This window comes from Pseudidiomarina homiensis (genome assembly GCF_003987225.1).
Lineage (GTDB): Bacteria > Pseudomonadota > Gammaproteobacteria > Enterobacterales > Alteromonadaceae > Pseudidiomarina > Pseudidiomarina homiensis.
This window is the reverse complement of record NZ_PIPX01000002.1, coordinates 286,247-304,273: the sequence shown is the minus strand read 5'-3', so window position 1 is coordinate 304,273 and position 18,027 is coordinate 286,247. Positions and strand designations below refer to the sequence as shown.

Below are 18,027 nucleotides of genomic sequence, written 5' to 3'. Positions count from 1 at the left end.
AAGTAAGTGGCAACTGCTCATTATGTACTATTCCGAGGATAATTCATGACGCAGGTTACGCGTTCGAGCCGTTGGCGTGTTTGGCACCGTTGGCTCTCACTCATATTCGGCGTGCAAATGGTGCTGTGGAGCATCAGCGGCGCCTACATGGTTTTCTTTGACCTTGACTACATTCATGGCGATCACTTAGTGCAAGAAATCACCCAGCCAATTCCGGCAAGCACAAGTGTCGCAACGATTGGCGAGGTTCTTAATGCACACCCTCATACGCAGTCAGTCACACTTGAATCGCTGTGGTATGACGGACGGCAACAAGCCGTTTATAAGCTGACAGGCCACAACGGCGAGCAACTTATCAACGCCACAACTTTAGCTCCGATTTCATTCGACGAGGCCGACATCGAGGCATTAGCAACGCGCTATTATGCTTTACCTGAACCTAAAGTTGAGTCGGTGGTTTATCTCACAGATAACCCACCAACAGAGTTAAATCCGGCATTGTTGCCGATTTGGCAAGTTAACTTTGACGACTTCGGAAGTACTAGCCTTTACCTGTCGGAAAGTACCGGCGAGATGTTAGTCAAACGCCACACTTTTTGGCGTGGCTTCGACATTTTCTGGATGATTCACATCATGGATTACGATGAGCGTGTCGATATTGAGACCTGGTGGTTACAAGCGTTTATCTTTGGCACGTTTATTTTAATGATCACGGGCGCTGTCTTGCTGGTCTACACCATTAGCTTCAAACGCAAGCCTAAAGGAGGTGCTGCATGATGCGCTTTATGCAATGGCTGCACCGCTGGGTTAGCCTCATTTTGATTATCCAAGTCGTATTATGGCTAATAAGTGCAACAGTCTTCAGCATCATGGGTCATCATGGCATGTCTGGGCATCAATATATGCGCCATATCCATCCCGAGATGCTTGCTGACGAATCCCCACAATGGTCGATTCAACAGGTTCGCGCAACACATCCTCAAGCCGATACCATTTTACTGACCAATGTGTTGGGTCATCCCCAATATCAAGTCAACGTATCCGGTAAATGGCTTTACCTTGACGGACATACTGGACAACCTTGGCAAACCGACGTCAATCTTGCCCAAGCGTTAGCACTCGCGAGCTATGATGGACCAGGACAGATCGCAGAAGTTGAGCAAGTCACTGGCGCTGCCGAAGTTGTGGATTGGTCAGCAGCTGGCTACCGTGTGCAATTTGCCGATGACTTAAATACACGCGTTTATGTTGATGCTGCCTCGGGTCAAATCGTAGAGCACCGTAACACTCCATGGACCATCGCCGACTGGGCTTTCCGATTACATTTCATGGACTACAGCGGTGAGCGCAGTTTTAATCACCTGCTGATTTGGAGTGCCGGCTTATTCGCCTTATGGTTCTCGTTATCGGGGTTGATGCTGCTGATTCGCAATATTAGCCAGGGCGACTTTAATCCGCGCCGCAAACCCACGTGGCTTGAGCAACTGCAACGTGATGAAAAACCCATCGCTAGTAGTTGTGGTGGCGGTGGTACCTGTGGCCTTTGCAAAGTGACCTTTACCAATAATGACGTGCCGACACCAACCGCTGCAGAAAAAGTGATGCTAAGTGAAGCTGAACTTACTGCGGGTCTGCGTCTCGCCTGTCAGCATAAAGTGCAAGCCAAGGACGCCGTCGAACTAGCGAATGAGAACGTTGCGAGTCACCTGCTAACCCTGCAAAACAAACGCGACTTGACGCCAAGCATCGCCGAGCTGACGTTCACCAGTGCGAGTCGATTGGACTATCAAGCAGGGCAGTTTTTACAGTTTAAGATCCCGCATGAAAGTACCGTATTGGAGCGTCATTATTCATTGGCAACCGTACCGAACGCTGACAATGAATTAGTCTTCACAGTGCGTCACATGCCAGCACCGAAAAGTGGTGTTCCTGCAGGTGTCGGCTCGAGTTTTCTCTGTCGCTTACAACCTGGTGAGCACGTTGAAGCTATCGGTCCCTTCGGCGACTTCTTATTGACTAAGGCTTCGTCACGCCAGCAGGTGTTCATTGGTGGTGGTGCTGGCATTGCGCCATTACGAGCACTCGTACAGGCGGAACAACAGTCGACAACGCCACGCCCGGCGATGTTCTTCTATGGCGCACGTAACAGTGCGGAGCTCTGCTATACCGAAGAGCTCGAACAAAACCCGCATGTGACTTATGTTCCGGTGCTTTCGGCAGTATCTGAAAAGGAGCGTTGGACAGGTCAAACTGGCTTCGTCCATGAAGTCGCAGAAGCCTGGTTGCGCGAGCAGGACGCTCAACAAGTGGATGTCTATGTGTGTGGTCCACCGTTAATGCTAGAGGCGACGATGAAGATGCTCGCTGAACTTGGCGTACCGCGTGATCACATTAAGTTTGATGACTTTGGGATTTAACAAGTCAACCTTCACTGCAGCGCTTGAATCACTTCAAGCGCTTTAATCCCATCATTCTTAAGCCCACTTTTTCGTACACAGGTTCGCTGGTGCCGCGGCGAACCTTGTACATAAAGTATTTTTCGAAGGCGACCTTAGCCCAGTGAACCCAACGACCCGAGCCAGTCCAGTTACGATTGCGCGGCGGGTTTTGCGGAACCGCCAAAAAGGCTGCGCCGGTATTCCCCATGTCAGCCAGGCAAAGTGCACTCAAGGTCGGTTCCACCCATGCTTCACTACCCTCTAGACTGGCGTGAATGTTTTTCACGATTGCCGACGTCATCGACTCAATCATCAAGCCTGTTTTAGGTGCCCCTACCGGCACTGGCGTCGCCTCAATTGGCGCTATCGCCACGCATACACCCGCGGCGTATATTTCTGGGTAAGCTTCAGCGCGCTGAAATGTATTGGTTTTCACAAAACCTTTGGGATTACACAAGTCAGGTACTTCTGCTACCGCAGGTGAGCCTTTAAAGGCAGGCAAAAACATCGCAAGTTTAAACGGCTGCGGTTCTTTTGATTGTTCTTCACCGCTGTCATCGAGCACGGTAAAGTGAGCCTCATTTGCGGTAAATTCAGTCAGTTTGGCGTTGCACTCCCACTTGATGCCATGCTCGCGAAATTTATGCTCCATTAAGCTCTTGGAATCGCCAACCCCACCTAAGCCCATATGCCCTAAATAAGGCTCTGGCGTAATAAAGGTGATAGGTACGCGATCGCGAATCTTACGTTTACGAAGTTCATACTCGAGTGACAGTACGTACTCATATGCTGGACCAAAGCAACTTGCACCGGGCAGAGCTCCCACAAGCACAGGACCGGGGACCTCAAGTAAACGGGTAAACGCTTTATGTGCTTCTACGGCATGGTCTACGGTGCAAATCGACTGGGTAAAGCCAGGCTCAGGGCCAGCGCCAGGAACATTCTCGAACGCCAACTTAGGCCCCGTGCACAGCACCAAGAAATCGTAATTGCAGCTCGATCCATCACCCAGCTTAAGCTTGCGTTGCTCAGCGTCGATATGCGCAACACCAGAGCTATTAAAGTCGATAGCGTGTTTGGCAAAAATAGTCGCAATCGGCATCACGACTTGCTCTCGCGTTCGCGTCCCTAGCGCAACCCATGGGTTCGAGGGCACGAAATTAAACTCGTCTCCCTCACCGACCACCATCACGCTGTGTTGCTTTGACAACACTTCACGCAATTCGAAAGCAACCGAGACACCGCCCAACCCTGCACCAACCACAATCACCTTAGCCATACGAACCTCAGTATTTTAGATATCTCTAAAATATGGTTGGGTAACTGCGCCTCGTCAAGTTTATTTTTTAATCAGCACCAAAATTGCGGCGCTGCGGCACATTTAATTGATCGTTCTCAATGTTTGCTAATGCGCGAACCAGTTCCTCTTTAAACTTATCGCGAAAGTCGGTTGGCGCAAGAATTTTCAGATAAGCCGCACGCGCTAACAGCCACTGCACGAGGTTTAACGTATAAGGCACCGTGACGCGCAAGCGCCGACAGTTCGGTTGGCCCTCGATAGGCGAAATTTCTTGATCGTCACCCAATGGTGCATCTTCTATCTCGCGACGGACGGAATTAAAAATAATGGCTTCGAGGCGAAATGGCTCGCCGAATTTATAAGCTAGTGCTCCACTTGCGGCATACTCTTCAAGGTCAAAGTCACCAACACGCGGATCGTCAGTCACGATTTCTCGCACCTCACTGATGCGCGAAAAGGGTAATTGCCGCACTCGGTCACTAGCATGGTCGCGCAGCACTAAATAAGCGACCGCACCACGATAAAATACTGCGAGCGCTGTGGCTCTTATCACCTGTGCAGGATCATCTTGATGTGGATGGTAGTGCAACCGCACCGCCACTTGCTTGAGCGCTACTTCCAGTAAACGTTGACTCTTTTCGCTATCCAGCTGAGGCCCCGTTAGACGATGCGACGCGGCACTCACTTTAACGCGGCGATACCACAGCGACGCTAAACTGTTACGTGCCGCTAATTGCTCTTTCGCACGTTTGAACAACCCTTCAACCGGCTTGAACACATCCATGGGTCCCAGTTCAGCCAGTTGCTGCTCAGCGATGACCAATGCCAACGCTACTGGGTCTTCAAGTTCGAGTAAACGCTCAAACTCCTGCTGTTCTAGTTGCCAAACATCGGGCGCATTCGCCCCATTTTTAGGTAATCGCGAGAGCCCAAAATAACCTTCTAAATCTTCGAGATTGCGCTGAATTGTGCGCTTGGAGACGTTGGCGAGCTCTTTGCGTTCTAAGTAATCTAACAGCTCTGCGGTCGTTCTGTTTTTCTCATACAGAGCCAATAGCATATAGATGCAACGAATTGTGAGGCTTGCGTTTGCAGTGGTATGTCCTTCCATCGTGCGATTCCATGTATACTAGTTGTAAGTCTGATGCTACTTAGCATTACCGGCAAAAGTCAAAATTATGTTATCGTTGCAGCAGTTGGATTAAGGAATTCTTATGCAGGAAGTATCGTCATCTATGGAACATGCAGCACAGCTACCGAAGTTACCGGGCATGTTTTTTCGCTCGTTATTCACCGTAGCCCGCAATGATCAGGCGGAAGCTGCGGCGACGAAGTTGCACGATACTTTCACCGCACCGGCACTGACTCAGAGTCAGGTAGCGCGCTACAAAGAGGCTTTCCCCGGATTTGTCAGCGAGGTTCCGTTAACGCTCATGTACTGTTTGGCGCAACGCGTCCATTTGGCGCAAATGCTCGGTGAAAACTTCCCGTGGCCCGCGCCGGGCCTGGTGCACGTCAGCAACGAACTAGAGCTGCACAGCAACATTGAGCTAAACAAAGCTTTTCGCATACAAGCGACGATTCAATTACCCGCGCGTGGTCCAAAAGTTTCTCCACGGCGTTTACGTCCGCTGTTTACCGTCGTTTTTCTGCAAGATGACAAACCTGTCGTCACCTGTAAAAGCGAATACCAAGTCATGCCCAAAAATAACAGTAAGCCCGCTAAGCCGCGCGAAAAGAAACAAGCGCAAGCACCGGGGGAAGAATGGCATGCAATTGGTACGTGGCAACTTGATGCGACAAGTGGCCGCACCTATGCGCGCTTGTCCGGTGACTTTAATCCAATTCATCTACATCCGTTATTATCGCGTTGGTTCGGCTTTGAAAAACCAATCATTCACGGCATGTACATGGCGGGACGCGCGCAAGCTGAGATCGAAAACAAGTACGCGAAACCCGTCCAGCGTATTGATGTGACTTTCAAACGACCAGTACCGTTACCAGCAAAAATTCAGCTTTGGGAACAAAGTGATAACGCTGAGATGATGAGTGGAAAATACCAGGTATGTGGCGCTGAAGATTTACTCCAGCGCCTTGAAGGAAGTTATACCCTCGCTTAAAAAATGAGTGTGCTTAACGCACACTCTCTCCCGTCAATGTCATTTGTTCATCTGCGGCGGCAGCAATGTCATCATTGCTAAAGTGCAGTGGACGCAACTGTGGTTGTGACGAATAAAGCAAGGTCTGATCAAGGTAATGATCCGAATTACTATCCGACGCTTGAGAGTAACTTAGTAAGCCATTCGCCATTGGTCCTTCTGGCGTAAACTCCATTGCAAACATCCAGCTAGAGCCGTAAGTAATGTGATATCCGCCAGCAGCTTCGCTCAGCACCGAACCGGGTAATAACGGATAAGTATGGCGTGGTAACAAGGTGCCATCGTTGCCCATATTACTATTAAAGACGTTAAAACCGCCTTCGATGTTATTCGCACCACCCCACGGCAGTTTTTGTCCTGATGCTTGGCCGTTCGGCAGGCTACGCTCGACGAACTGTACTTCGCCTAAGGTGGCGTCAACCGCTAAACCTGCGCCTTCAATACGCTCCTGCGCGGTCGCTAGTTGGCTCAACACTACGTCATTGGCCACTAGTGTATGCGGCGTTGTAACCGGTTGTGACGGGTCGTAAGCAACTTGCCATTGCGGGTTGCGACGGAACTCAGTGGCAAACTCACGAAACAGCATAGCGCCGACACTATTGAGATTCATGCGGCCATCAAACTGCGCCAAAGCATTACAGCTGGCAGAGATATCAACACTTGCGCCACTTGCGCTGGTAACTGGCGTCGAGCCCTGCGCTTCACAGTGCGCAACTAAGTCAGCTAACACCTCTTCCGATAACCATGCACGATTGCCGATCAGACGTTCAACCAGGTCTTCGCGACTAAACTTACCATCTACCGAACCACCCTCAGCAAGCATCTTCTGCCCCATCCGCGAGCGGAATGATTGCTGATTGCCGACCGGTCCCCACAACGGTGAAACACCAGTGATTGGCGCGGCTGGATTCGTTAACCAGTAGCTATCATTCGAGTTTTGGACAAAGTCCGTACGCTCTAACTGCGGCGCTTGGGCAAACGGCACGGTTCCTTGCGGTAAGTAAAGACTGTCGTCACCAGGGAAGATAAACAACCCAGCTTGTTGCGAGAGGCCTTGATAAAGCTGATTTTCAGACCATGCTTGCAGCGCTTCCGGCACGATATTAGGTACTGAGGAACCATCCGTAAAGAAGGCATTACCATCCTTATCTACCGCCATCGCGTTATTAAAGACCGTTCCTGTGTAATCCACAAAGGTTTGCTTGTAGCTTTCGATGCTATCAGCCAAGTTCATGCCCAACCAATGATCGAATAACTCATAGTTGGGTAAATTAGCATCGTGCAAAGCATAGGCGACTTGCTGCCCGGTGACCGGATCGGTCCCCCACGGTAAGCCGTTAGGAATCACGATAATTGGCCCAAACTCACTATGGTAACTTGAACGTTGCAGGGTCATGAAAGTTCCTGGCCCAGTTGCCACTTCAATCGAGTGCTCCTGCTTGGTCATCGCTACAGGCTCACCATCAAGCATATAGGTGGTACCTGAGTCGTCGTTACTATCTAACGTAAGACGGTGAATGGTAAAACGCGATGCTGTTGAGAAGGTGTGCGTCCAAGCGACATTTTCATTGAAGCCAATATTGACGATACCCGGCATACCCGACAACGAGCCGCCCACAACTTTCATTTCACCTGGGATTTCGATGCCAAATTGCCAGAAGCGTTGGTTACCCGTATGAGGGAAATGCGGGTTAGCAATGAGCATACCTTGCCCTGACGCACTTAAATCTGAGCCGATAGCCCAGCCATTCGAACCGGACTCGGTTGGGTTGGTATCTGGAACCTCACTGTGTTGGGCCGCAATAGGTGCAAGCGCCATGGCTTCACCCGTTGCCTTGTTCATTGCCCCAGCACTCTGGTTAGGAGGCACAGCTAAGAACAACGGCCCAGTAAAGTTGGCTGCTCCTGGCAGTAACGCAACACCTTGTGCATACGTCATCATATCGATCGGTGTAATCGGCTGTACCCAAGGTTGACCTGCACATGCGGGTGCAATGTTATCAACTCCGGTATCGGCGAGGTATTTATTGTAGCCAGCGGCATAACCCGTAATCAGCGCTTGTGAGCGCTCACTAATTTGTTCAAAGCCTTGTTCAGCGTTTTCTCGGATGCCAAGTGCCAGATAACCGAAGTCATTCAGAATATTCCCTGAGTCGCCGCTGCCCGGAACTTGATCTGGGCCAAAATACATCGAACGCTGAGAATTAAACTTGATAATTTGATCGGCTAAAATGCAAATATTGTCACGCGCAAACGCATAACCCACGCCGAATCCTAAGCTCTCTAAATTTTCTGCAGTGACGTAAGGGACACCGTAGTCGGTCCAAGTCACATCGGCAGCAAGCTCACCGTCAGGTGCAAAAGTGATAAGCCCAGTGGGCTCCGGGTTGGTAACCACGACATCATCGACGGGCTCTGGATCATAGCCATCACCACAGGCGCTAAGCGTGAGAACACTCGCACCGACCATAAGCGCGAGCACACTGCGCTTCAATTGTTGTTCTGCCATAATAAATACCTGCTTTAAGTTGTTATTGTTGGTTTAGCAATTTGTTGTCAAAGCAGTATGGTTGGTCAATGGCAAGCTCGCAAGTCGGTTTAGACCAATGGCTTCTGTCGCATGGACTTGACGTCACTACGTTTTTTCTTTTTCTCGATACGGCGCTTTTTACTGGCTTTACTGGGCTTGGTAGGTATGCGCTTCTTTTGCACGCGGTTCGCACTAGCAACTAATTCAATGAATTGTTCGAGTGCCAATTCTCGGTTCTGCGCCTGACTGCGAGTTGCTTGCGACTTAATGATGATCTTGCCGCTAGGCGTGATGCGGTGATCACTTTTTGCCAGTAAACGCTGTTTATAAAAATCAGGCAACGAGGACGCTTGAATATCAAAAATGAGTTGCGCGGCGGTCGCCACTTTGTTCACATTCTGCCCGCCAGCGCCACTCGAGCGAATAAATTGCCATTCAATTTCATGCTCGGGAATGCTCACCCGTTGGGAAATTTGAATGTCGCTCATGTTAAGCCTCCGCTACGTTGGATGCGTCGCTCGGTGGCACGCAACACCAGCTCGTCGTGTTTAAACACCAGCGTACAATGTTCACTAGCGCGCGTGATACCTGTATAGAGTAGCTCTTTGGTGAGAATTGGCGAATCATGGTCGGGCATCACCACCACCGTATGATTAAATTCAGAGCCTTGCGACTTATGAATCGTCATGGCAAAAGCCGTCTCTACATGGGCTAAGCGCGACGGCAGTAACCAACGTAGCTCGCCCGACGTGCCGCGGAACAGAACCCTTATCGGCTCATCGGCAGCAGTTCGCACGGCCAGACCAATGTCACCGTTGCGTAAATCTACACTGTAGTCATTTTGCGTGATCATCACTGGACGCCCAACAAACCATTTGTCGGTGCTAACCTGTTCACCGAACAACCACTGGGTAATCACTTTATTGAGGTTTTCCACCCCCCAGTCACCGCTTCGAACAGCTGCCAACAACTGAAACTGCTCGAGTTGCGCAAGTAACTGCTCGCCCCACTGTTCGACATCAGCGTCAGGCCCTTGTTGCAGCAAATCGAGCAGCGGCTGGTAACCTTCTTGCACCAGCTGGCGCAACGCTTTATGGCCTACACCCGAGATCTCCAGCGTGTGAATATTGTTGAACGCTGGATTTTCCGCAGCAATGCTTTGCGCGTCTTGCAGCCAACGCGCAAGCCATTGCGTCTGCCGTGTATTCACCTCGTGCGCCAGCTTACCAATCCCCTGCTCGGCATTGAAACGTCGGCTTTCGTGGAGCATGACGGTATGCTGCAAGTAAGGCCAAGTCGACGCGCCTTGCTTATCCGCATAACTTTGCGGTAACTCAGCTAAACCATGACTATCGGCCAGCCATTCGGCCAGCTCTGGCGCATAATGCCCATGCTCGGCGTGCTCACACAATTGCCCCAACACCGCACCGGCCTCTACCGAGGCTAATTGGTCTTTATCGCCCAACAGAATCAAGCGCGTTCCAGGGGCGAGCGCCGAGGTTAACGCCGCCATCATTTCGATATCCACCATGGACGCCTCATCGACAATAACCACGTCCGCTAACAACGGATTACGGCGATTGTGCTTGAATTCCCGGCTATGGTTTTGGCTGCCGAGCAAACGGTGCAACGTGACCGCCTGGCGATTGGCCATGGTGCTTTCGAGCGTCGCACGGAATTGCTCAGGTAAATTGCCAAGCTCCCCTTCAATAGAACTGGTCATGCGCGCTGCCGCCTTTCCGGTTGGTGCGGCAAGGCGGATACGCAGTGGTGTCGACCCAGTGCGATGTTGCTGCAGGGTCGCCAATAAGCGCACCACAGTGTAGGTTTTGCCAGTGCCCGGGCCTCCGGTAATAATCGTAAACCCACTACGTACTGCCATTGCACAAGCAAGGCGCTGCCAGCTCAACTGTTCACTGACTCCAAATAAGGCATTGAGTGTCTCGCGCAGCTGACTTACATCGATCTCGTCTTGTTGCTCACAACGTTGCGCAAGGTCGCTTTTAATCGCCTGTTCATAGTTATAGTAGCGACGCAGGTAGAGCCGCTGCTTATTCGCCAACACCAAAGGCGAGTTTGCTTGATTCACCGCCAAAGAGTCTTGCAATTGCGTTAACCAGTCATTAGGTAATTGCGCTAAAGCTTGCGCCGCGGTTAAGCACGCGTGCTTGCTTTCAAACGAAGCATGTTCCGGCGGTAACTGTAAAACTGTATCGGCCTCTTCACTAAGCCGCTTGAGATCTAAGCAAGGATGCCCATGACCCAGCTGATGGCTCGTCAGCGCGGCTAAAAACGCCACGCTCTCGGCGTCGTCACCAAGCTTATCTAACAGATAGTCCGCTAAACTGAGGTCAACTGCTCGCAACCACCCATGCTCATACCACGTCCGCAAAATGTTGACCGGCTTCATATTGCCTCCTTGCCTGCAAAGCACTGCTCGAGCTGTTCAATCAACGCCCGTGCGGGTCGATGAAAATAGGCACCCGCGGTCTCTGCTTCATAGCCTCGCAAAAACAAATAAACGCTACCGCCAACATGCTTGTCATAGTCATAAGCATCACCTAAGCGTGCTTTGAGCAGCTTATGTAGCGCAAGGGTATAGATGACAAACTGCAAATCATAACGACTTTCCAAAATCTTATGTTCCATCGCCTCTTCGCTGTATGCCGTGGCATCCGCCCCGAGGTAATTCGACTTGTAATCCGCCACGTAATATTTGCCCTGCCATTCAAAAACAAGGTCAATAAAGCCCTTCAGCATACCGTTGAGGGTACGCTCAAGTAATTTCGGCCTGGAGCGATTCGGGAGGACATAGTTACCAACAAGTCGATCAATGTCGGTGGCTTGAACTCGATGTGTGGGGAACCAAAACTCAGGTTCGGCTTGGTACTGTTGTAAATCGGCTAATTGAACAGGCGCAGCCTCATCTCCCAGCGGAAACCGAGTAGTTAAATACGCGGGCAGCCACTGTTGTAAGCTTTGTTGCTCGCTGTCATCCGTAATATGCCGTAATTGATCGCTGAGCCAGCGCTGGCATTGCTCCGGCTGCGTAGCCAAGTGCTGAAAGCCCTCATCTGCTGCCGCCTCTAACAGGTTGTGTAAGAAGGTCCCTGCTTCTGCGCCCCGAGTAAAACTGTGAATCGTCCCCAACTGCGGTTGCGCCGGCACATCAGGCGCGACATCATGCAGGCCTTCTTGCAAATTCTCGGCATCAGCATCATCGGCTGTTATCCACTCGCCGTAACGCAGCGCACTGTAACTGGCCATCCACCATGACTCAAACCCAAAGCCTTCTGGCAAGCGGCGTACGCTAAAGTCTTGGTCATCGACCTGTGGCGCTTGATAGCGTGTAGGCTCACCTGCAACATTTGGCGCCAATGACGTGCTATAACCGTCGACTTTATAACTTACCGCGTCTTGCTCACTGGCATTAGCGGCAAATAAATAATGCCATGCAGTTTGCGGTAGCGTCTTGTAGCCGGCCACGCCAACATAGGTTGCATACTGCGCACGCGTTACCGCCACGTAGAGCTTACGGATCTCTTCGGCAAATGCCTCTTCCACCACCCGCGCTTTAGCAGACTCATCCTCTTTATCGAAGCAGATCGCTAGCTCACCATGCTCATTATGATAACGCTGCGGGAAGCGCATGCGACTTTGATCGCGAGTGCGACTCACGAAGGGTAAAAAGACTAATGGATACTGCAGTCCTTTTGACTTGTGAATGGTGACCACTTGAATAAGTTCGGCGTCACTTTCTAGCCGTACCTGCTGTTCGGCTGCGTCAACGCTGCTGCCGTTGTCCTGCGCCTTGGCAATGTGTTCAGCTAAAAACCTTAGTAAACCGTGCGTACCCTCAACTTGCTGTGCATGTTGCTGTAATAACTCGGCCAAGTGCAATATATCGGTTAATTCGCGTTCGCCATTTGGCAGCGCGAGAAGCCGTTGTGGGATAGCAAACTCATGCAGAACATGTTGTACCATCGGCAATATGCCTTGTTTCAACCAAATCTCATTGAACTCAACAAATTGCACCGCAAAACTGTCCCACTGCAATTCATTGGTGTTGATGGCATCAATTTCGTCTAACTGCATACCCAAAAGTTCACAGCCCAACACACTGCGCAGACGCCGCGGATCACGAGGATACGCGCAAGCATGTAGCAGCGTATAAAGTTCTTGTGCAACCCGCCCAGCAAATACCGAGTCACGTTCCGACAAGTAAACGCTACGTAGTCTGCGCCGCCGCAATGCTGCCCGTATCAGCTGTGCCTGCGAGCCACTAGCGACCAAAACGGCCATGTCGCGCGGAGCTATACGCGTAAGCTCACCTGTGTTGCGATGGCGAAAACCCGTGTCAGGATCATTCAACAGCTGTGTAATTGTTTCCGCGAAAGCCTCTGCAAGCAGTAGATCAAGCTCGCCATTGTTGCCTTTCTGATCGCTGTAATCCATAACAGCTAAAGCTTGCTGCACGGCACCGCCGACCACTAACTCACGGTCTAAATCATTAGCTTCCACCGGCTGAAAGGGCATTTCATTTGCACCATCTTCGGTCTTAAATCTAAATGCACCTTGGCGGCTGGCTTCGGCTTGTTCGAACAACGCGTTAACGCTATCCACCATCGCCTGCGTGGAGCGAAAGTTAGTACCCAATGTGTGGTGCCGCCCAGCCGTTGCACGACGCGCCTTCAAATAGGTAAAAATGTCAGCATTACGGAACGAATAAATCGCTTGCTTCGGGTCACCAATCAGAAACAAACCATTGCTTTCGGGCGTCTCTGCGACGCGATACACACGGTCAAAAATCTCATATTGCACCGGATCAGTATCTTGGAATTCATCGATCATGGCGATCGGAAACTGCTTCCGCAGCTGCGCCGCAAGTAATTCGCCATTTTCCGCACGCAACGCATCGCGTAAGCGCGTCAGCATGTCGTTAAAACCTATTTCCGCGCGCTGTTGTTGTAATTGACGAAAACGCTGCTGTAGCCAACGGCCAGCATGCCGCAAAATACTGTTGTGAGGGTTCGGCAATGCTGCTATGGCGGCGGTAAACTCCACTAAGCGTTGCGGCAGTGCAAGTTGCTGTGCATTGAGCTCGGTTTTGCACGCCTCAGCAAGCCCTTCAGGTGTCAGACGCTTCGTGCCCGCTTCCGTAAGGCTTGGTTGTAGCGGCGCCCGCTCGCCCGTAGCGCTAATTTCGGCGAGCCACTCTTGCACTTGCGCAAGCCAGGCCTGCAAGTTAGGCACCTTCAGCTTTCGCCCATCAACCTTAACCTGCGCGCCGATTTGTGCCACAAAGTGCTCCTCAAAATCAGCGAGTGCGGTTTGCCAAGCAGCAACATCATGCCATTGATCACGCAGTTCTTGCTGTGCCGCCAAAAAGCTATCAACCGCCGATAAATCGTCATCATTCATGGTCTCTTCAGACTGTTGCAATTCACGGGTGCGCTCGAGCAATTTATCCGGCGAGTACAAAGCATCGACCAAAAACTCATATTTTTCGACTTCATGGTCTTTTAAGCTGGCAACGAAATGCCGCCAGTAGTCCTGCGCAGCTTGCTGCCATAGCTCACTATTGTCGGTATTAAGGGTTTGGCTAAAAAGGCTTCCACTGGCAAATGCATGCTCGCTTAGCATGCGATTACACCAACCATGAATGGTCGACACCGCGGCCTCATCCATTTGCTGCGCGGCTAAATCAAGAATCCGTGCTTGCGTTGGCCAACTCTGCTCGGCGTAAGCCGCACGTAGACCAATTAAAAAGGTGTCGTTCGTGCGCAATTCTTCACGGAAAAAGCTGGCGGCTTCCGTTAGGCGTGCGCGGATACGATCGCGTAATTCTTGTGTGGCCGCTTCAGTAAAGGTGACCACCAGAATTTCAGGTGGCGTCTTCATACGTTGACCGGCCTGCAGTTGCCCTTGGTCTTCAGGGTCATGCCCAAGCACCAAGCGCAAGTAGAGTGCGGCAATCGTATACGTTTTTCCTGTCCCCGCACTGGCTTCAATCAAATGACTGTTGCGCAGTGGAAAGGCTAACGGATTTAGCGCTGCTGCACTCATGCTTGCTCCTCCTGAGCTAACGTCTCGACCAATGGCAAATACAATTCACGCACAAAGGTTAGATAACGCTCTTGTTCTGGTATATCTGCGAAGCTGGGATAAAAACGGCTCATGTAGCGTGCGCTCAGGCGCAACGCTTTTTTATAGCTAAAGGAATCGGATTCATCATAACGACGTTGGGCGTCTTCATTCATAAAACTAAAGTCTTCAGCGGCGACGAACTTAGCCAGCCCTTTACCTAAGCGTTTTCCCCAACCTGCCAATACCAACTCAAAGTGCATGGGTAAAGGCTCACACAATGCTGTAGTTGCCCAGTCCAAAACTTTAGTCAACAGTGCGCCAGCTCGTTCCGTCGCCATCGGAGTTAAGCACAAGCGGTGCTCAGCACTAATAATAGAGGTCGCGCAGGGTGCTTCGGTGTTGAGCAGTAGATGCTCGAGCCAACTGTCGAGTAGTTTTTCGAGACGCACGGCACCCTTAGAGGTGACGATACTCGATGCCGAAAATTTTAGGTACACTCGCTCACCCGTTGCGTTGGTGCGCACACCACGCACGACATCGGCGACCTGCACGGTGGATTCTGAACCATACTGCAAGGCACACGCACCGACCTCAAGCGGATAAGCCGTCATGAGATCTTGTACTTGCTGCCACATGTTATAGCCAGCATCAATCACTTGTTGTTGTTGGGTCACACCAGCTGCGCCGTTGGCAAGTGCTCCCTCACCTTGCAGGCGTTGGACGATGCGTTGCAACTGTCGCAACCAATCGCTATCGGTCTGCGCTTGACGCAAAGCTTCACGGAGTGGCTCCTGTAAGCTATCAATAAGTTGCCAACGCGACAGGCCGTCCAATCGGAACAGCTCGGCATCCTGATTCTCGACGTGAGCTTCAGGCAAATAGCACTGGAACCGCTGTTGTAAAAACCAACGGGCCGGCTCTTCGAGAAATCCTTTCAGTTGCCGCAATTGCACAGGGCCGGCAGGCAGCCATTGCGCCAGCGGCTGATTGCGCTGGGTGATCGCATCGTCACTCACACTATGGAGCGCATGCCACTCTTGCGCATAGGTAAACAAGTGCGCCGCTGACTGGGCTCGAAAATAGGCTGGGTTAAACGGCTGTAAATAATGCTCTTCGATGACAGCAGCATGGCCAAGCTGCTGCAGATGGTCGCGCAACTGGCTCACCAACACCGACGGCGGCTGCTCACTATTGTCCTTACTACTGCGCCCGCACCAACTCAGATACAGCCACAGCCGCGCCGATAACAACGCTTCTAAAAAGAGATAACGATCATCTTCGCGGCGGGAACGATCACCCGGACGGCTGTCCTGTGCCATTAAGTCAAAGTCAAAAGGCTTACGTTGGCGTGGATAATCACCGTCATTCATTCCCAGCAAGAATACACCCTTGAAAGGTATCGCTCGCATTGGCATTAAGGTTGCAAAATTAACACTGCCGGCCAAAAAGCGCTGGGTGAGCTGGTGTTCATCGACTTTCGAGAGCCAACTTTCTAATACGACGGCGAGCCCAATAGGTTGGTCGTATTCAGCTGCGCTTACCCCATCAAGCCAATCATGCAACTGGCTTTGCAGTCGTGTCAGCACCCAAGCATCATGATCGTCGTCGGTCACAAAAAGCCGCTCGATAACTTGGCTAAGCTGATCGCCCCACTGCGCGGGCGTGAGTTGCTGTAAGGTAAGCTGAAAAACGTCATCAAGTACGCGAATCATTTGCTGCAAACCGCCCACGCTGGCCGCCGCAAGACCACCAACCTCAGGGTAAGGCTCGTCGTCTAACCATGCCGTCGTTGGCCCCTCGGTGCGCCCTACTGCATACCCCAATAACATGCGTCGCAGCCCAAACCACCAACTATGTCGGCCCTCTGCGGGCGGCAAGCCTAATTGTTCACGGTGCTCAGCATGCAGTCCCCAGCGCACACCAGCCTCATGCAGCCAGCGTTGCAACTGTTCAACATCCGCAGCTGTTAGCGCAAAGCGTTGTTGCACCGCGTCAACCTGCAGGATATCAAGCAAGTCGCTCGCGGTGGCCCGTTCGACGTTCAACTTCAAAGCGTATTCGAGCGCCAACAGTATCGGATGGCGTTGCCGCATGCCTTGGTCAGCAATGCTAAACGGAATACGCCGTTTATCGTCTGGCCCATAACGCCCAAAGACCGCTTGGATATGCGGTGCGTACTGATCAACGTCAGGCACCATAACGATGATGTCGCTCGGCTTTACATCGTCATGTTCAGCAAACAACTGCAACAACCGATCATGAAGAACTTCAACCTCGCGTTGCGGACTATGGCAACTGACAAACTTCAACGAATCATCTGCGGCGCGCTCTTCCCACAGCGGCTTAGCTTCGCCAATACTGCGTAGATGCAGCATGTCCGACTGCAATTGCGCCAAGCGACACTGTGGTGCTTCTGGCTCTTCAAACAAATCAAAATTGAGCTTAGCAAAGCGACTCTGCTGCTCTTGGGTACCGTCAAACGCATCCAGCATCCGAATATAGTCACCGCCTTGTTTACCCCAAGATGCTAACAATGGATGGGTTTCGGTGTGCAGGTTATTAATATCAAGTTCAGCTTGGCCGGGTTTACGGCTCAAGCGCTTGCGCTTGATCTCGCGCAACACATCGCGGCCTGCAATGCTATCCATCCAAAAATGCTGGCTGGGATTATGCACACAGAGGAGCACCTGGCAGCAATTCGCTAGCGCATTCAGCACTTCAATCAGTTGCTGCGGCATACTCGAGATACCAAAAACAATAACCCGCGGCGGGAGTCCTTTGGGGCGTTGGTCAGTCGATAGCGTTTGCGCTTTGGCAATGAAACGTTGATGCAACTGTGCGCGATCACTGAGGCCATGAGCGCCAATATCTTCGCGCAGTAGCTGCCACAACAAAGGTTGCCACGCATTATCGCTATCAGCTGCTATGCTGCCTCCTGCAGCCCAGTCCGCTAACCAGTCGGCGCGGTACATTTGATATTGATCGTACAGGTCGGCTAAGCGCTCAGCGAGCTGATAAAGCTTACGCTGCTCAGTATCATCACGTATGTAATTGGCTAACGCAGCAAACTCTGGCTTATCAAGGTGTAGTGGAAGTAAGCGCAACAATCGCCAAGTCAGGCGATCTTTATCGAACGGCGAATGCCGTGGTAGGTCATTCCCAAGCACGGCGCGATAAGCTTGCCATTGAAAGCGCGCGGGCAGCGTCACATCGACCATCGCGGCAATACCCAAAGACTCGGCCCAGTGACGCTTCAGCCACTGCGCAATACCATTGGATTGTACCAACACACATTCAGACTCAAGCGGGGCGAGAGGAGCAATCCTTGTCATCTCCACAACCAAATCAGTCAGTTCCTCTAACTTATGGCTGTGGGCAACGATTAGTCCTGCGCTTTGTTCACTCATTTGCTATCCTCTCCTTGCATATGGCTCATCCTACCCAAACATGCAGCGGTAGGCTAGCAAGTTGGCGCGACAGTTAGTGTCGCACAGGGCAAAAGTTTAGAAGGAA

10 protein-coding genes are annotated in these 18,027 nt (G+C 51.5%); 3 read left to right on the top strand and 7 right to left on the bottom strand.

From position 1 onward, the window contains the following. Nucleotides 1-45 precede the first annotated feature (45 nt). Nucleotides 46-777: a hypothetical protein gene (locus CWI70_RS10470; RefSeq protein ID WP_126773491.1), complete on the top strand. Its 732-nt coding sequence runs from the start codon at nucleotides 46-48 to the stop codon at nucleotides 775-777. Then, nucleotides 774-2,417, top strand: coding sequence for an FAD-binding oxidoreductase (locus CWI70_RS10465; RefSeq protein ID WP_126773489.1), 1,644 nt, complete (start codon nucleotides 774-776; stop codon nucleotides 2,415-2,417). Before CWI70_RS10470 ends, CWI70_RS10465 begins: the two co-directional genes overlap by 4 nt. Before the next feature lie 28 nt (nucleotides 2,418-2,445). Here CWI70_RS10465 and CWI70_RS10460 read toward each other — a convergent pair whose 3' ends face one another. Both CWI70_RS10460 and CWI70_RS10455 read right to left on the bottom strand, forming a co-directional pair. After that, complete coding sequence (locus CWI70_RS10460; protein ID WP_126773487.1) at nucleotides 2,446-3,717, bottom strand: NAD(P)/FAD-dependent oxidoreductase; 1,272 nt, start codon at nucleotides 3,715-3,717, stop codon at nucleotides 2,446-2,448. A 67-nt stretch (nucleotides 3,718-3,784) separates the two neighbouring features. Further along, nucleotides 3,785-4,849, bottom strand: a complete 1,065-nt coding sequence (locus CWI70_RS10455) for a helix-turn-helix transcriptional regulator (RefSeq protein ID WP_126773485.1) — start codon at nucleotides 4,847-4,849, stop codon at nucleotides 3,785-3,787. A 103-nt stretch (nucleotides 4,850-4,952) separates the two neighbouring features. On the opposite strand from CWI70_RS10455, the gene CWI70_RS10450 reads away from it, so the two are divergent. Beyond that, on the top strand, nucleotides 4,953-5,858 hold the full coding sequence (locus CWI70_RS10450) for a MaoC family dehydratase (RefSeq protein ID WP_126773483.1): 906 nt from the start codon (nucleotides 4,953-4,955) through the stop codon (nucleotides 5,856-5,858). A 13-nt stretch (nucleotides 5,859-5,871) separates the two neighbouring features. Here the strand turns inward: CWI70_RS10450 and CWI70_RS10445 are convergent, their stop codons facing one another. The 5 genes from CWI70_RS10445 to recC all read right to left on the bottom strand — a co-directional run bounded on the left by CWI70_RS10445 (nucleotide 5,872) and on the right by recC (nucleotide 17,921). Further along, the gene (locus CWI70_RS10445; RefSeq protein ID WP_126773481.1) at nucleotides 5,872-8,406 is read right to left on the bottom strand and encodes an acylase; all 2,535 of its coding nucleotides are present in this window, start codon (nucleotides 8,404-8,406) and stop codon (nucleotides 5,872-5,874) included. A gap of 89 nt (nucleotides 8,407-8,495) precedes the next feature. Beyond that, nucleotides 8,496-8,915 (bottom strand): alternative ribosome rescue aminoacyl-tRNA hydrolase ArfB, encoded by a 420-nt coding sequence (gene arfB / locus CWI70_RS10440; RefSeq protein ID WP_126773479.1) that lies wholly within the window; start codon nucleotides 8,913-8,915, stop codon nucleotides 8,496-8,498. Beyond that, entirely contained in the window at nucleotides 8,912-10,837 is a 1,926-nt protein-coding gene (recD, locus tag CWI70_RS10435) for an exodeoxyribonuclease V subunit alpha (protein WP_126773477.1), read from the bottom strand. The genes arfB and recD overlap by 4 nt, the downstream gene beginning before the upstream one ends. Beyond that, the gene (recB, locus tag CWI70_RS10430; RefSeq protein WP_126773475.1) at nucleotides 10,834-14,493 is read right to left on the bottom strand and encodes an exodeoxyribonuclease V subunit beta; all 3,660 of its coding nucleotides are present in this window, start codon (nucleotides 14,491-14,493) and stop codon (nucleotides 10,834-10,836) included. The genes recD and recB overlap by 4 nt, the downstream gene beginning before the upstream one ends. Then, entirely contained in the window at nucleotides 14,490-17,921 is a 3,432-nt protein-coding gene (gene recC / locus CWI70_RS10425; protein WP_126773473.1) for an exodeoxyribonuclease V subunit gamma, read from the bottom strand. Before recC ends, recB begins: the two co-directional genes overlap by 4 nt. Between the last annotated feature and the right edge of the window lie 106 nt (nucleotides 17,922-18,027).

Excerpts from the sequence above, each read along its gene's own strand:
- CWI70_RS10445 (WP_126773481.1), bottom strand. The coding sequence starts at position 8,406 with ATGGCAGAACAACAATTGAAGCGCAGTGTGCTCGCGCTTATGGTCGGT.
- CWI70_RS10465 (WP_126773489.1), top strand. The coding sequence starts at position 774 with ATGATGCGCTTTATGCAATGGCTGCACCGCTGGGTTAGCCTCATTTTG.
- recD (WP_126773477.1), bottom strand. The coding sequence starts at position 10,837 with ATGAAGCCGGTCAACATTTTGCGGACGTGGTATGAGCATGGGTGGTTG.
- recC (WP_126773473.1), bottom strand. The coding sequence starts at position 17,921 with ATGAGTGAACAAAGCGCAGGACTAATCGTTGCCCACAGCCATAAGTTA.
- recB (WP_126773475.1), bottom strand. The coding sequence starts at position 14,493 with ATGAGTGCAGCAGCGCTAAATCCGTTAGCCTTTCCACTGCGCAACAGT.
- CWI70_RS10450 (WP_126773483.1), top strand. The coding sequence starts at position 4,953 with ATGCAGGAAGTATCGTCATCTATGGAACATGCAGCACAGCTACCGAAG.
- CWI70_RS10460 (WP_126773487.1), bottom strand. The coding sequence starts at position 3,717 with ATGGCTAAGGTGATTGTGGTTGGTGCAGGGTTGGGCGGTGTCTCGGTT.
- CWI70_RS10470 (WP_126773491.1), top strand. The coding sequence starts at position 46 with ATGACGCAGGTTACGCGTTCGAGCCGTTGGCGTGTTTGGCACCGTTGG.
- CWI70_RS10455 (WP_126773485.1), bottom strand. The coding sequence starts at position 4,849 with ATGGAAGGACATACCACTGCAAACGCAAGCCTCACAATTCGTTGCATC.
- arfB (WP_126773479.1), bottom strand. The coding sequence starts at position 8,915 with ATGAGCGACATTCAAATTTCCCAACGGGTGAGCATTCCCGAGCATGAA.